This is a genomic window from Paraburkholderia sp. SIMBA_053 (assembly GCF_046534895.1).
Lineage (GTDB): Bacteria > Pseudomonadota > Gammaproteobacteria > Burkholderiales > Burkholderiaceae > Paraburkholderia > Paraburkholderia caledonica.
In genome coordinates this window covers 73,338-88,179 of the sequence record NZ_JAWRXU010000007.1, presented here as the reverse complement: position 1 = coordinate 88,179, position 14,842 = coordinate 73,338, and the positions used below count along the sequence as shown (strand labels likewise).

General features: G+C 60.5%; 11 protein-coding genes. All 11 read right to left on the bottom strand.

Features of this window, described 5'->3' with window-relative positions:
- Positions 1 to 7: 7 nt before the first annotated feature.
- The gene (locus SB753_RS21475) at positions 8 to 1,792 is read right to left on the bottom strand and encodes an ABC transporter permease subunit (protein WP_087752414.1); all 1,785 of its coding nucleotides are present in this window, start codon (positions 1,790 to 1,792) and stop codon (positions 8 to 10) included.
- A 4-nt stretch (positions 1,793 to 1,796) separates the two neighbouring features.
- Entirely contained in the window at positions 1,797 to 2,852 is a 1,056-nt protein-coding gene (locus SB753_RS21470; protein ID WP_027776909.1) for a branched-chain amino acid ABC transporter permease, read from the bottom strand.
- Between the two features lie 200 nt (positions 2,853 to 3,052).
- Complete coding sequence (locus SB753_RS21465) at positions 3,053 to 4,213, bottom strand: ABC transporter substrate-binding protein (protein WP_088176204.1); 1,161 nt, start codon at positions 4,211 to 4,213, stop codon at positions 3,053 to 3,055.
- A gap of 387 nt (positions 4,214 to 4,600) precedes the next feature.
- Complete coding sequence (locus SB753_RS21460; RefSeq protein ID WP_410801708.1) at positions 4,601 to 5,767, bottom strand: ABC transporter substrate-binding protein; 1,167 nt, start codon at positions 5,765 to 5,767, stop codon at positions 4,601 to 4,603.
- Positions 5,768 to 6,284: 517 nt separating this feature from the next.
- Positions 6,285 to 7,256 (bottom strand): branched-chain amino acid ABC transporter permease, encoded by a 972-nt coding sequence (locus tag SB753_RS21455; protein ID WP_179214161.1) that lies wholly within the window; start codon positions 7,254 to 7,256, stop codon positions 6,285 to 6,287.
- Entirely contained in the window at positions 7,256 to 8,140 is an 885-nt protein-coding gene (locus SB753_RS21450; RefSeq protein ID WP_020067410.1) for a branched-chain amino acid ABC transporter permease, read from the bottom strand. Before SB753_RS21450 ends, SB753_RS21455 begins: the two co-directional genes overlap by 1 nt.
- Positions 8,141 to 8,306: 166 nt before the next feature.
- Positions 8,307 to 9,521: an ABC transporter substrate-binding protein gene (locus tag SB753_RS21445; RefSeq protein ID WP_410801706.1), complete on the bottom strand. Its 1,215-nt coding sequence runs from the start codon at positions 9,519 to 9,521 to the stop codon at positions 8,307 to 8,309.
- 55 nt (positions 9,522 to 9,576) lie between these two features.
- Positions 9,577 to 10,335 (bottom strand): ABC transporter ATP-binding protein, encoded by a 759-nt coding sequence (locus SB753_RS21440; protein ID WP_087752410.1) that lies wholly within the window; start codon positions 10,333 to 10,335, stop codon positions 9,577 to 9,579.
- Entirely contained in the window at positions 10,332 to 11,111 is a 780-nt protein-coding gene (locus SB753_RS21435) for an ABC transporter ATP-binding protein (RefSeq protein ID WP_020067407.1), read from the bottom strand. Before SB753_RS21435 ends, SB753_RS21440 begins: the two co-directional genes overlap by 4 nt.
- 277 nt (positions 11,112 to 11,388) lie before the next feature.
- On the bottom strand, positions 11,389 to 13,101 hold the full coding sequence (locus tag SB753_RS21430; RefSeq protein ID WP_410801704.1) for a GMC family oxidoreductase: 1,713 nt from the start codon (positions 13,099 to 13,101) through the stop codon (positions 11,389 to 11,391).
- Between the two features lie 101 nt (positions 13,102 to 13,202).
- Positions 13,203 to 14,741, bottom strand: a complete 1,539-nt coding sequence (locus SB753_RS21425) for a CoA-acylating methylmalonate-semialdehyde dehydrogenase (protein WP_410801702.1) — start codon at positions 14,739 to 14,741, stop codon at positions 13,203 to 13,205.
- Positions 14,742 to 14,842: the final 101 nt, after the last annotated feature.

The window sequence follows — 14,842 nt, the reverse complement described above, 5'->3', positions numbered from 1 at the left end:
TTCTCCATTACTCCACTCCGCCAAGGTACGCTTCGAGCACCGCCGGATCCTGCTGCACTTCCTGCGGCAATCCTTCGGCGATACGCGTGCCGAACTCCATCACGACGAGTCGATCAGTCAGATTCATCACGAAATCCATATCGTGCTCGACGAGCAGCACGCTCATGCCTTCCGCCTTCAACCGACGGAGCAAATCGGCCAGTTGCAGCTTTTCCTGATAGCGCAGGCCGGCTGCCGGTTCGTCCAGCAGCAGCAAGGTGGGATCGCAGCACAGCGCACGAGCGATTTCCAGAATCCGCTGCTGACCCAACGCCAGGCTTCCGGCTTCGTCGTACATGTGTTGTTCAAGGCCGACGCGGCGGATCTGGCGGGCGGCTTCGGCCATCAAGCGCGCTTCTTCCACGCTGTTCAAACGCACGATGCTTCGCCAGACGCCCGCATGCCCGCGCAAGTGCGCACCAATCGCGACGTTCTCCAGCACCGTCATGCCGGGCAGCAGCTTGACGTGCTGGAAGGTGCGGCCAATTCCTCGCTTGACGATTTCACGTGAACTCAGCGCGTCGATGCGCTCGCCCCGGAAGGTGATCTCGCCACTCGTCGCCTGGAGCACGCCGGTCACGAGATTGAACGTGGTTGATTTGCCGGCGCCGTTTGGTCCGATCAGGCCAATGATCTGCCCTGCTTTGACTTCAAAACTAACGTCGTTCACCGCGACCAACCCGCCGAACTGCTTGCGAGCCTTGTTGACCGTCAACAGGTTTTCACCGCCCGTCGGCTTGCTGCGCTGCGGCAAAGCTTCCGCCTGATCCGGCAGATGCGCGCGCGGGCCGCGCGGGAAAAAGCGCGCGACGAACGGCCACACGCCTTGCCGCGCATATTGCAGCAACAACACCATCAAAATGCCGAACACGATCACTTCGAAGTTGCCGTTCTCGCCCAACAGTTTGGGCAGCAGCGTTTGCAGATAGTCCTGCAACACGGTGAGGATTGCCGCCCCGAGCACCGCGCCCCAAACATGTGACACACCGCCCACCACGGCCATGAACAGGAATTCGATGCCGTGATTCAGACCGAAAGGCGTCGGGTTCACCGCGCGCTGCAAGTGCGCATACAGAAAGCCGGAAACCGACGCCAGCACCGCGGCGTACACGAAGATGACCACGCGCATCCACGCCGTATTCACACCCATTGCTTCAGCCATCATGCCGCCGCCGCGTAAAGCGCGAATGGCCCGCCCCGGCCGGCTATTCAACAGATTCTGGACCGACACGACCGCGCCGAGCACGACCAGCCAGATCAGGTAATAGATATGGCGGCCGGACTCGAGATCGATACCGAAAACATTCAGCACTGGAATTCCGTTGATGCCGTCGTACTTGCCCAGCATCTCCAGGTTACCGAATAGATAGAACAGGGACAGCCCCCATGCGATCGTGCCAAGCGGCAAAAAGTGGCCGGAGAGGCGCATCGTCACGAGGCCGAGAATCAGGGCGATCAGCGCCGTCACCAGCACCCCGGCGATCAGCGCAAGCCAGGGCGAGACACCGAAGCGCGTCGTCAGGTACGCAGTTGCATACGCGCCGATGCCGACAAACGCGGCTTGCCCGAAACTCGTCATCCCGCCGATGCCGGTGAGCAGCACCAGCCCGATTGCCACGATCGAATAGAGGCCAATGTAGTTCAGCAGTGTGACCCAATACTCAGGCACGTGAATCGGCTGCGGCAACACCGGCAAGGCGAACAGGACGACGAGGAACAGCCAGAAGAACTTGTTTTTCATGATCCGTTTCATCGCGTCACTCCTCGTCCTCTTCAGCGTGCGGGCTAGCAAGACTGCGCCAGAGCAGCACCGGGATAATCAGCGTGAACACGATCACTTCCTTATAGGCACTCGCCCAGAACGACGAATACGACTCCAGCAGGCCGACGAGGATCGAACCGGCCGCCGCCAGCGGATAGCTGACGAGCCCGCCGATAATCGCCCCCACGAAGCCCTTCAGACCGATCAGGAAGCCCGAGTCGTAGTAGATGGTAGTCAACGGTGCCACCAGGATTCCGCACAGCGCGCCGAGGCCCGCTGCGAGCGTGAACGCGAGGCGCCCCGCTTGCGTCGTGCCGATACCGACGAGGCGCGCACCGAGTCGATTCACCGATGTCGCACGCAACGCCTTGCCTGAAATCGAGCGGTCGAAGTACAGATACAGCGCGCCGATCAGCACAACCGCTGTCCCGACGACCCACAGGCTTTGGCCTGAAATCGACAGACTGCCGACATTGAACGTCGCGTCCGAAAACGCCGTGGTGCGCGAGCCTTCCGCGCCGAACATCACGAGGCCCAGACCGACCATCGCAAAGTGCACCGCCACCGCGACGATGAGAAGCAACAACGTGGTCGCTTCGGCGATCGGCTCATACGCGAGCCGGTAAACGAACGGGCCCATCGGAATCACGATCAGCAGCGTCAGCGCGATTTGCGCGATCATCGGCAGTGGATGCAGGAAGACGCCTTGGGTGAGCGCGTAGACCGCGACCGGGAACAGCAGATACTTGCCGACCAGCAGAGCCAGCGTGCGAGCCGCATGCCGCCGCCGCTCGGCGTGCCGTACGAGCCCCGCCACTTCGACCACGAAGCACGCGGCCCCCATTGCCATCAGCAGCCAGCAAGTGGCCGGAAATTTCTGTGTTTGCAACGCGGCGAGCGTGAGCGCGCCATACGAAACAAACTCGCCCTGCGGGATAAAGATCACCCGCGTCACGGAGAACACCAGCACCAGCGCGAGCGCGAGCAACGCGTAGATAGCGCCCGTGGTGATGCCGTCCTGCGCGAGGATCGCCGCAATTGATAGATCCATACTTCCTCGTCCTGAAGCGTCGAAATCGAAACTGGAAACAGTCGTGGCGGCGCAACCCTCAGCCGTCCATCGAACCGCAATGCCTGAAAGACGACCGCCGCGCTGGAGCACGGCGCGGCGGTCGGTGCCATTGTCGTTGAACACAATGGCAATGCGGCGTCATATGCCGCACTTCGCGAGAGGCGCGTACCGCTTTTGTATTAGTCGTTCTGCAGCTTCCACTTGCCGTCGACGATCTGCACGATCACGCGTGCGCGCTTGTCGAGGCCGTTGTGGTCGGTTGTCGTCGTGTTCATGATGCCGTGCGAGACCGGCAGTTCCTTGATGCTTTCGAGCGCGCTGCGCAGTGCCACGCGAAATGCCTCGGTGCCCGGCTGTGCGGTCTTCAGCGCTTCGGGAATCGCACGCTGCAGCATCTGGCCGGCGTCCCATGCGTGCCCGCCGAACGTCGCGACCGAACCGGCGCCATACGCTTTCTCGTACGCAGCCTTATAAGCCAGCGAGGACTTCTTCACCGGATTCGATTCGGGCAATTGATCGGCGACGAGGATCGGACCAGCCGGCAGAATCTCGCCTTCGCAGTCCTTGGCGCAAACGCGCAGGAAGTCATTGTTGGCCACGCCGTGCGTCTGATAAACCTTGCCCTTGTAGCCGCGCTCCTTAAGCGTCTTCGCCGGCAGCGCCGATGGTGTACCGGAGCCCGCGATCAACACCGCGTCGGGATTGGCGCCCATTGTCTTCAGCACCTGGCCGGTCACCGACGCGTCCGTGCGATTGAATCGCTCGTTGGAAACGATCTTCAGATTGTGTGCATTCGCCGCCGCGGTAAACACGTTGTTCCAGCTGTCGCCGTATGCATCCGCGAAGCCGATGAAACCCACCGTCTTCACGCCGTGATGCTCCATGTAATCAGCAATTGCGTCGGCCATCAGACTGTCGTTCTGCGGCGGTTTGAAGGCCCACGCACGCTTCGCGTCCATTGGCGAAATGATCGCGGCAGACGCGGCGAGCGAGATCACCGGCGTCTTGCCCTCGGAAGCGGGATCGAGCATGGCGAGAGAATTCGGTGTGACGGTCGAGCCGATAATTGCGTCGACGTGGTCTTCGTCGATCAGCTTGCGCGTGTTCTGCACGGCCTTGCCGGTGTCCGATGCATCGTCGAGGATGATGTACTGCACCGTCTTGCCGCCGATCTCCTTCGGCAGCAACGCGATCGTATTCTTTTCAGGAATCCCGAGCGATGCAGCCGGCCCCGTAGTGGATAGCGTTACGCCGATCTTCACCTGAGCGATGGCGGCGCCCGCGCCGCACATCAACGCCATCGCGATGCCGGTGCGTACCCATTGTTTTGTCTTTGTCATTGCAAGTCTCCAAACGCTGCGAAGCGCGTATCTGTTATCCGGCTCATGGGCCGGGTGTCTGAATCTAGTTATCGGATCCGGGTGTGCCAAGCATGGTTTTCCCTGCTGAACACACGTGCCTTCTCCGTCTTTTATGTCACTCCCTGCTGCCTGCCGTCACTGCCTGCTGCTGCGATTCCTGAGTGCCTCGCCGAGCCGGCGGACACAAAACACTAACATGTTAGTAGTATTGCGTTGTGCATCGTTGACGGTCAATAGACTGCAACGCAAATGCGGGTTTGTCCTGAAGCCGCATAGCCACATGTCTCGTGCGAAGCGGGCAATAAAAAAGACGCGTCGGACTGCACGCGTCTTTTGTTATGAGGTCCCCTATCGCTTTGCCTTCGCTCAGTCGCCGGACAACTTCCACTTGCCGCCGACAATCTCCACCATGACGCGCGCCCGCTGATCAAGACCGGCATGGTCGTTCGCGCTCATGTTGAAGATACCGTGCGACGCCGGCAACTCTTTGGTTCCTTCGAGCGCTGCACGCAGCGCCTCGCGGAACGCCGGCGTGCCGGGCTGCCCTTTCTTCAGTGCGAGCGGAATAGCGCGTTGCAGCAGCAGGCCAGCGTCCCATGCGTGACCGCCGAAGGTGGACACGGAGCCGGCGCCATAGGCGGCTTCATACGCCCGCTTATAGGCGAGCGCGCTCTTCTTCACCGGATTCGAATCGGGCAGTTGCTCAGCAACGAGCAGCGGGCCGGCGGGCAGAAAGGTGCCCTCGCAATCCTTGCCGCACACGCGCAGGAAATCGTTATTCGCGACGCCGTGCGTCTGATAGTACTTGCCCTTGTAGCCGCGTTCGCGGAGCGTCTTCTGCGGCAACGCGGCAGGCGTGCCGGCGCCTGCGATCAACACCGCGTCCGGGTTCTGCGACACGATCTTCAACACCTGACCGGTGACGGAAGCGTCGTTACGTGCAAAGCGCTCGTTCGCAACAACCTTGATCTTTGCCAGATCGGCGGCCTTGCTGAATTCCTTGAACCAGCTTTCGCCATAACCGTCGGAGAAGCCGATGAACGCCACCGTCTTCACGCCATGATTGGACATGTGCTGCGCGATGGCGGTAGCCATGAGAATGTCGTTTTGCGGCGTCTTGAACACCCACGCGCGCTTGGCATCCATCGGCTCAACAATGCTGGCCGCGGCCGCAAGCGAGATCACCGGCGTGGTGCTTTCAGCGGCGACGTCGATCATGGCAAGCGAATTCAGCACGACGGTCGACCCGATCAGCGCGTCTACATGGTCTTCGCTCGTGAGCTTGCGGGCGTTTTTGACGGCCTGAGTAGAATCAGTCGCGTCGTCCAGCACGATGTATTCGATTTTTTGACCGGCCACTTCCTTTGGAAGCAGCGCGACGGTGTTCTTCTCCGGAATGCCTAGCGATGCGGCCGGGCCCGTTGCCGACACAGTGACGCCGATTTTCACATCTGCAAATGCATGGCTGCTCCATGCAGCCGAAATGCCCGTGGCGACCAATGCCGCACTGATCCAACGCAATGCCGACTTCATCCCGCTCCTCTATGCCCCGTTAAAACAATTCAGATTAAATTCGCAATTTAAATCCCGACCCAGCGGTCGGTGAATAAAGAGTGTAGCGGACGTGAGCCGCACGCGGCAAGCACTTTGCAGGGCGCCAGCGTGGGAAATCGAGCAATTATCGGAGACATAAAACAGGTCACCGATTTAGCGAAGGAATTGAACGAGGTAAATCAAAAAAGCAAAATAAAAAGCGCTGTTGGATATCAATCCAACAGCGCTTTCGTGTGGGCACTTAGTGCCTCATGTCTCCTCGTTCTCCACCTGCAAATTCGTGGTTCATCAGAACTGCATGAAGGTTAAACGAGCACCCAGCGTGCCACAACTAGCAATTACCCTAGTGGTGCACTGCGGCACTGAATTGGGGCAAGTTTAACCGGCGATGCGGCGCGATACATAAAAATAAGGGCTCAAGCGGTTTGCCGACGTCATACTGCATAGCAGCGAAATTAGATCGGATGCCGAAGCAACGATTCGTGTGACCGCTTTCTCACGCGCGCAGCGGCCGCACGCGCGCGATGATCTCGCCGACAATCCCGCGCCTGAACGCGAGCACGCACGCAATAAAGATCACGCCCGTCACGATCGTTACCGACTCACCCAGCGAACGGAACCACTCGATGCCTGTTGTCGACGCGAGCGCGCCACCGATATCGCCGAGCCGATCCTCGAGTGCGACAATCAGCGCCGCGCCAAGCAGCGGTCCGAACAGCGTGCCCATGCCGCCGACAAGCGTCATCAGCACCACCAGGCCGGACATGGTCCAGTAAGCGTCGCTCAAAGTCTCGAAGCCCTGCACCACTACCTTTAGCGAGCCCGCGAGTCCTGCAAGTCCGGCCGACAGAATGAACGCTAGCAACTTGAAGCGATCCGTATCGTAGCCAAGCGACACCGCGCGCGGCTCGTTCTCCTTGATCGCGACCAGCACCTGACCGAACGGCGAATGCACGATGCGCACGATCAGCAGGAAGGCGAGCACTATCACAGCCAGCACAACAAAGTACAAGGTCACATCCGACGAAAGATCCAGCACGCCGAAGAGCTTGCCGCGCGGCACGCCTTGCAGGCCGTCTTCGCCATGCGTGAACGGCGCTTGCAGGAACACGAAGTAGACCATCTGCGCGAGTGCGAGCGTCACCATCGCGAAATAGATGCCCTGACGCCGGATCGCGAAGATGCCGACGATGAAGCCGAGGAGCGTCGCCGACGCCGTGCCGGCAAGCACTCCGAGCTCGGGCGAGAAGCCGAGCGTCTGCATCGCATAGCCGGTGATGTAGCCGGCCGAGGCTAGGAACATCGCGTGCCCGAACGAGAGCAAGCCCGTGTAGCCAATCAAAAGATTGAACGCGGCCGCGAAAAGCGCAAAGCACATCACCTTCATGACAAAGAGCGGATAGATGCCGAGCACGGGCACCGCAAGCAGCACCACCAGCAGCAAACCGTAGAGTACTTTTCTCTGCATCATTTTTCCTTGCCGAAGAGACCCGCCGGACGCACGAGCAACACGAGCGCCATGATGACGAACACAACGGTCGCCGACGCTTCCGGATAGAACACGCGAGTCAGTCCTTCGATTACGCCGAGCATCAGTCCGGTGAGAATCGAACCCATGATCGAACCCATTCCGCCGATCACCACTACCGCGAACACGGTGATGATCATCGGTTGGCCCATCAGCGGTGAAACCTGGATAACCGGCGCGGCCAGCACGCCGGCGAACGCGGCGAGCGCCACGCCGAAGCCGTAAGTGAGCGTGATCATCAGCGGCACGTTGATGCCGAACGCCTCGACCAGCTTGGGGTTCTCGGTCCCGGCGCGCAGATAGGCGCCCAGCCGGGTCTTCTCGATCACGAACCACGTCGCAAAGCAGACGATCAGCGACGCCACCACCACCCACGCGCGATAGTTCGGCAGGAACATGAAGCCGAGGTTGGTCGCGCCCGACAGCGCGGACGGCACGTCGTATGGCTGGCCCGACGAACCATAGATAGACCGGAACACGCCCTCGACGACGAGCGTGAGCCCGAACGTGAGCAACAGGCCATACAGATGGTCGAGCTTGTAAAGCCAGCGCAGCATCGAGCGTTCGATCGCGACGCCGAACAGGCCGACGATCAGCGGTGCGAGCACCAGCATCGCCCAATACGGCACGCCGAAGTATGAGAAGCCCATCCACGCGAGCATCGCGCCGAGCATGAACAACGCGCCGTGCGCGAAGTTGATCACGTTCAGCAAGCCGAAGATCACCGCAAGACCAAGACTCAGAATTGCGTAGAACGAGCCGTTCACGAGCCCGAGCAGCAACTGGCTCAACATCGCGGGAAGCGGAATGCCAAAGATGTCCATTGAAGCCTTAACCCATCGTCAGGGTGAGATCGGTTGTGCACGATCCGGCCGGCACGCGACAAGCGCTCATGACGCCGGCCGCGCGCGGCATACGAAAAGAACCGAAACGGACGGCTGCCCGCCCGCGCGCGGACAGCCAGCCGTCAGTCAGCTCTTCAACCCGCGTTTATTTCCACAGCGCGCAGCGGGTTTCCGACTTCGTCGTGAACGCCTGCTCGCCGGGAATCGTCGCGGTGATCTTGTAGTAGTCCCACGGCTCTTTCGATTCTCCCGGCGTCTTCACCTGCATCAGGTACATGTCGTGGATCATGCTGCCGTCCTGACGGATGTAGCCCTTCGCGTAGAAGTCGTCGATCTTGGTCTTTTTCAGTTGCGCCATGACCTTGTCGGCGTCCGTCGAACCGACTGCCTGCACGGCCTTCAGATAATTCATCGTCGCCGAGTAGTCGGCGGCTTGCAGACTCGACGGCATCTTGCGCATTTTGTCGAAGTAGCGCTGTGCCCACTTGCGCGTGTTCGCGTCCTTGTTCCAGTACCAGCTATCCGTCAGCACGAGGCCTTGCGTGGTTTCGAGACCGAGGCTATGCACGTCGTTGATGAACATCAGCAACGCAGCGAGCTTCATGCTCTTCGTGATGCCGAATTCTTTCGCGGCCTTGATGGAGTTGATCGTGTCGCCGCCCGCATTGGCGAGACCGAGAACCTGCGCTTTCGACGACTGCGCCTGCAGCAGGAACGACGAGAAGTCCGACGCCGACAACGGATGGCGCACCGTGCCCAGCACCTGGCCGCCGCTCGCCTTCACGACGTCCGAGGTGTTCTTTTCGAGCGCCTTGCCGAATGCATAGTCGGCGGTCAGGAAGTACCACGTCTTGCCGCCCTGCTTCACCACCGCGGAGCCCGTGCCCTTCGCGAGCGCCGTGGTGTCGTACGCATAGTGAATCGTGTACGGCGTGCATTGCTCGTTGGTCAGCGTGTCGGCGCCCGCCCCGATGCTGATGTAGACCTTGTGCTTCTCACCGGCGACGGTGTTCATCGAAAGACCCGTTGCCGAGTTCGTGCCGCCGACCAGCAGATCGACACCTTCACGATCGAACCATTCGCGTGCACGCGAAGCGGCGATATCGGCCTTGTTCTGGTGATCCGCGTACAGCACCGTGATCGGCTTGCCGTTCACCTTGCCGCCGAAGTCCGCGACGGCCATGCGAATGGCTTCGAGGCCACCCTGACCGTCGATATCCGCATACAACCCCGACATATCCGTGATGAAGCCGATCTTTACCGCATCGTCAGCCGCTTGCGCGCTGCTCATCGTGATAGCGGCGCCGGCGGCGACCGCGAAGCAAACTGAAGCAAGCCGCGCGAGTGGGTTCTTTTTCATTCCTGTCTCCTGGTTCATCGCTTGTGGTTATCAGAGGCAATTGGGCGCGCGCTATCTATACGCCCAGTAGATCGTGCAGTGTCGGCATCTTGCTTTCGAGTTCACTTGCCCCGAAGTGCTCGACGATCGCACCGTGCTCCATCACATAGAAGCGGTCGGCAAGCGGCGCGGCAAAGCGGAAATTCTGTTCGACCATGACGATCGTGTAGCCCCGCGCCTTGAGCGTCACGATCATGCGCGCAAGCGCCTGCACGATGACAGGCGCCAGTCCTTCCGAGATTTCGTCGAGCAGAAGCAGACTCGCGCCGGTGCGCAAGATACGCGCGACCGCGAGCATCTGCTGTTCGCCGCCGGAGAGCCGCGTGCCCTGGCTCATGCGACGCTCCTGCAAGTTCGGGAACATCGAATAGATTTCTTCGAGCGACATCATGTGCGCCTTGTCGCCAACGGGCGGCGGCAGCAGCAGATTCTCTTCGCACGAGAGGCTCGAAAAAATCCCGCGCTCTTCGGGGCAATAGCCGATGCCGCAATGCGCGATGCGATGCGTGGGCAGGTTGATCGTTTCACGTCCGCCGATGCGGATCGAACCCGTGCGCCGTCCGGTCAGGCCCATGATCGCGCGCAATGTCGTGGTGCGCCCCGCGCCGTTGCGGCCAAGCAGCGTGACAACCTCGCCGCGGTCCACCGTCAGATCGACGCCGTGCAGAATATGGGACTCTCCGTACCACGCCTGCAGACCCGCGATCTCCAGCGCGGGCGCACCCGCCGCGGTGCCGCTGACTTCGAGGCTTTCGCGCTCGGCAATTGTATTCATGCGTGGGCTCCGGCGAGCGCCGCGTCGGCACTGCCCATATAGGCTTGCATCACGAGCGGATTCTTCGACACTTCTGCATAGCTGCCTTCGGCGAGCACTTCACCGCGTTGCAGAACAGTGATGGTGTCGGAGATGCCTGCGATCACATTCATGTTGTGTTCGACCATCAGGATCGTGCGACCGCTCGACACTTTCTTGATCAACGCCGTGACGCGGTCGACGTCTTCGTGACCCATGCCTTGCGTCGGCTCGTCGAGCAGCATCAGCTCAGGCTCCATCGCGAGCGTCGTGGCAATTTCCAGCGCGCGCTTGCGACCGTATGAGAGTTCAACGGTCAACACGTCGGCGAAATCAGTCAGACCGACCTGCGTAAGCAGATCCATTGCGCGGTCGTCGAGTTGGCGCAGCGTGCGCTCGCTCTTCCAGAAATGGAACGCGGTGCCGAGCGACCGCTGCAAACCGATGCGCACATTCTGCAATGCCGTCAGATGCGGGAATACAGCGGAAATCTGAAAGGAGCGGATGATGCCGCGCCGCGCGATCTGCGCCGGCCGCTCATTCGTGATGTCCTCGCCGTTGAAGACAATCTGGCCCGCCGTCGGCTCGAGGAACTTGGTGAGCAGATTGAAGCACGTGGTCTTGCCCGCTCCGTTTGGACCAATCAGCGCATGGATCGAGCCACGGCGCACGCGCAGGTTCACGCCGTTCACGGCAATGAAGCCTTTGAACTCACGAGTGAGGCCGCGCGTTTCGAGAATCGTATCGCCGAGAATCATGTTCCCTTCCATACGGAGTAAGGCGAAGCACTACGATCTTACGCGCGAAACCCTGCGCGACTTTTTGGACGGCGGCACCCCGTGCTCGCTCGTTGGCGTGGTGCACCAATCCGGACGGTAATCCTTGGGGCCACACGCAGCATGGCTGCCATTGTCGCGCCAATGATGCAGCGCATTCATTGGGATTTGCACTTAGTGGATGACGCGTGTGAGCGATTGCGCACCGTAGTCTCCGACTGGAGACACGCAACGCGTGCCGCCCTCGTCACCATGCGTGTCACACAGCGGACATCGACACGGCCTGACCCGCATGCGCAGCAAGGCTGCCGGCCACGCGCGCACGCCGATCCTCGCGGATCATGTCGCTCGCGCGCTCGGCGATCATCAAGGTGGGCGAGTTTGTATTGCCCGATGTGATGGTAGGCATGACCGATGCGTCGACCACGCGCAGTCCGTCTACACCGATAACTTGTAGCCTGTTGTCGACGACCGCGCCGGGATCGTCGGTCGTGCCCATCCTGCATGTGCCGACCGGATGGAAGATAGTCGTGCCGACCAGGCCTGCTGCACGCTGCAGTTCTTCCTCGGTTTGATATTCGATGCCCGGCAATATTTCCCGCGGCTGATAACGGGCCAATGCCGGTGCCGCGGCAATGCGACGCGTGAGACGCAACGCGTTTGAGGCCACATGACGGTCGTAGTCGGTGGATAGATAGTTCGGCGCGATCAGCGGCGGTGCAGCGGCGTCTGTCGATTCAATATGAATGCTGCCGCGCGAAGTGGGCCGCAACTGGCACACCGACGCCGTAAATGCATTGAACCGATGCAGCGGTTCGCCGAAGCGATCCAGCGAAAGAGGTTGTACGTGATATTCGAGGTCCGGACGCGTGAGCGAGCGATCGTCGGGGTCCGACTTTGCGAATGCACCGAGTTGCGATGGCGACATCGACATCGGGCCGCTTTGAAAAAGCGCGTACTGCATGCCGATCATGAGCTTGCCCCACCAATGCGCGGATGCGGTATTGAGTGTGCGGACACCGTCGACCTGATAAGCCATGCGCAATTGCAAATGGTCCTGAAGATTTTCGCCTACGCCGCGCAGGTCGTTGACTACGTCGATACCAAGGTTCTGCAACCGCGCACCGTTACCAATGCCGGAGAGTTCCAGCAATTGTGGCGAGTTGACGGCGCCTGAGCTCAGGATCACTTCGCAACGGGCTTTGGCAAAGTACTCTGTTCCGTTGCCGCGATATTCGACGCCCGTGCAGCGGCGTCCGTCGAATACCACGCGCTGTGTGTGCGCGCCGGTGATGATGGTGAGATTCTGGCGCTTCATTGCGGGGCGCAAAAATGCTTTAGAAGCGTTCCAGCGAATACCCCGCTTCTGATTGACGTCGAAGTAGCCAACGCCCGTGTTGTCGCCGCGATTGAAGTCGTCGGTGGCAGGAATGCCGGTCTCTTGCGCGGCCTTCGAAAACTCTTCGAGAATCTTCCATTTGAGGCGTTGCTTCTCAACGCGCCACGGTCCCCCGGCGCCATGCGATTCGCTCTCGCCCGAGTAGTGATCTTCGCTGCGTTTGAAAACCGGGAGCACGGAATTCCACGACCATGACGCGTCGTTCGTGACGCGCGCCCACTCGTCATAATCTTCGCGCTGGCCGCGCATATAGATCATTCCGTTGATCGACGAACTGCCACCCAAGACGCGGCCGCGCGGATACGAAAGCGCGCGGCCGTTCAGGCCCGGTTCCGCCTGCGTTTTATAAAGCCAGTCAGTACGCGGGTTGCCGATGCAGTACAGATAGCCGACCGGCACGTGAATCCAGTGATAGTCGTCTTTGCCACCCGCTTCGAGCAACAACACCTGCACATCCGGATCTTCGGTCAGGCGATTGGCGAGCACGCAGCCCGCCGTCCCAGCGCCGACGATGATGTAGTCGAATTCGCCTTCGAGACGCCGCCCGGAAGACGCGGTTTGCGCGTTGCTCATTGTTCCGTCTCCTAATCATTTTTCCCGGCCTATGTGGGACCGGTTTTTATCGATGCCTTCGGCGCGACAGGATCGCCGCTGCCGAAGGCCAACATCTCCAACTACTTTGCAACCGGCATGGTGAACTCAGCACCCTTCGCGATACTGTCAGGCCAGCGCTGCATGATGCTCTTATAGCGTGTGTAGAACCGCACGCCTTCCTCGCCGTATGCGTGGTGATCGCCGAATAGCGACTTCTTCCATCCTCCGAAAGAATGCCACGCCATCGGCACGGGAATCGGCACATTGATGCCGACCATGCCGATCTGAATCTGCCGGGAGAAGGCGCGCGCAATGCCGCCATCCGACGTGAAGAGCGACACGCCGTTGGCAAAGTCGTTGGCGTTGATCAATTCCACCGCAGACGCAAAGTCCGGCACGCGTACCACGCATAACACTGGTCCGAAAATCTCCTCGCGATAGATCTTCATATCAGTCGATACATCGTCGAACAGCGTACCGCCGAGAAAGAAGCCTTTCTCGTGACCGTCCACTCGATGACCGCGACCATCGACCACGAGCTTCGCGCCCTCCGCGATGCCCGCTTCGATATAGCCGACCACTTTCTCACGATGCACGGCGGTCACCAACGGTCCCATTTCGGCAGCCGATTCCATGCCGTTCATAATCTTCAGGCTTTCTACGCGAGGCGTGAGCCGCTCAATCAGTTCATCCGCGATATGACCCACCGCAACGGCGACGGAAATCGCCATGCAGCGCTCGCCCGCCGATCCGTATGCAGCACCGATCAAAGCGTCGACGGCCTGGTCGAGATCGGCATCCGGCATGACGACGAGGTGATTCTTGGCGCCGCCCAATGCCTGCACGCGCTTGCCGTGCTTCGTGCCTTCCGTGTGGATGTACTCGGCGATCGGCGTGGAGCCGACAAACGAAACAGCGCTTACGTCGGGATGCACGAGCAGTGCATCGACCGCGACCTTGTCGCCGTGCACGACGTTGAACACGCCGTCCGGCAAGCCGGCCTCCTTCAATAGTTCCGCGAGACGGTTCGACGCCGACGGATCGCGCTCCGAAGGTTTCAGCACGAACGTGTTGCCGCAAGCTATCGCGACCGGGAACATCCAGCATGGCACCATCATCGGAAAATTGAATGGCGTAATGCCGGCGACTACACCGAGCGGTTGACGCAGGTTCCAGTTGTCGATGCCACCGCCGATCTGGTCCGTGAAGTCCGTCTTCAACAGATTCGGAATGCCGCATGCGAACTCGACCACTTCAATGCCGCGCATCACCTCGCCCTTCGCGTCTGAGAACACCTTGCCGTGTTCGCGCGTGATCAGTTCCGCGAGTTCGTCGTGATGGCGGTCCAGCAATTCCTTGAACTTGAACAGCACCCGCGCCCGCTTGATCGGCGCGGTCTCGCTCCAGGCGGGAAACGCGGCGTAAGCGGCCGCCACAGCGGCATCCACTTCGGCGACACTTGCGAGCGGCACACGGGCGGCGACGTTGCCCAGTGCGGGATTGAAGACGTCGCCGAAACGGCCGCTCGTTCCGTCAATCGCCTTGCCGTTGATGAAATGGGTTAGCGCGCGTGTGCCGGCGTCCGCGCGGACGCCTTCTTCCTGATATGTCTCGCTCATGTTCTGTCCTCTCGGTGGTAGGCCATTCATAGATGGCTGCTGAGACTCTTCCGCCAAGACGCTGGCGTGCTCAAACGCCAGCGTAAGGCGCTTCGCCCCGC

Excerpts from the sequence above, each read along its gene's own strand:
- SB753_RS21460 (WP_410801708.1), bottom strand. The coding sequence starts at position 5,767 with ATGAAGTCGGCATTGCGTTGGATCAGTGCGGCATTGGTCGCCACGGGC.
- SB753_RS21425 (WP_410801702.1), bottom strand. The coding sequence starts at position 14,741 with ATGAGCGAGACATATCAGGAAGAAGGCGTCCGCGCGGACGCCGGCACA.
- SB753_RS21445 (WP_410801706.1), bottom strand. The coding sequence starts at position 9,521 with ATGAAAAAGAACCCACTCGCGCGGCTTGCTTCAGTTTGCTTCGCGGTC.
- SB753_RS21450 (WP_020067410.1), bottom strand. The coding sequence starts at position 8,140 with ATGGACATCTTTGGCATTCCGCTTCCCGCGATGTTGAGCCAGTTGCTG.
- SB753_RS21440 (WP_087752410.1), bottom strand. The coding sequence starts at position 10,335 with ATGAATACAATTGCCGAGCGCGAAAGCCTCGAAGTCAGCGGCACCGCG.
- SB753_RS21465 (WP_088176204.1), bottom strand. The coding sequence starts at position 4,213 with ATGACAAAGACAAAACAATGGGTACGCACCGGCATCGCGATGGCGTTG.
- SB753_RS21470 (WP_027776909.1), bottom strand. The coding sequence starts at position 2,852 with ATGGATCTATCAATTGCGGCGATCCTCGCGCAGGACGGCATCACCACG.
- SB753_RS21455 (WP_179214161.1), bottom strand. The coding sequence starts at position 7,256 with ATGCAGAGAAAAGTACTCTACGGTTTGCTGCTGGTGGTGCTGCTTGCG.
- SB753_RS21475 (WP_087752414.1), bottom strand. The coding sequence starts at position 1,792 with ATGAAACGGATCATGAAAAACAAGTTCTTCTGGCTGTTCCTCGTCGTC.
- SB753_RS21430 (WP_410801704.1), bottom strand. The coding sequence starts at position 13,101 with ATGAGCAACGCGCAAACCGCGTCTTCCGGGCGGCGTCTCGAAGGCGAA.
- SB753_RS21435 (WP_020067407.1), bottom strand. The coding sequence starts at position 11,111 with ATGATTCTCGGCGATACGATTCTCGAAACGCGCGGCCTCACTCGTGAG.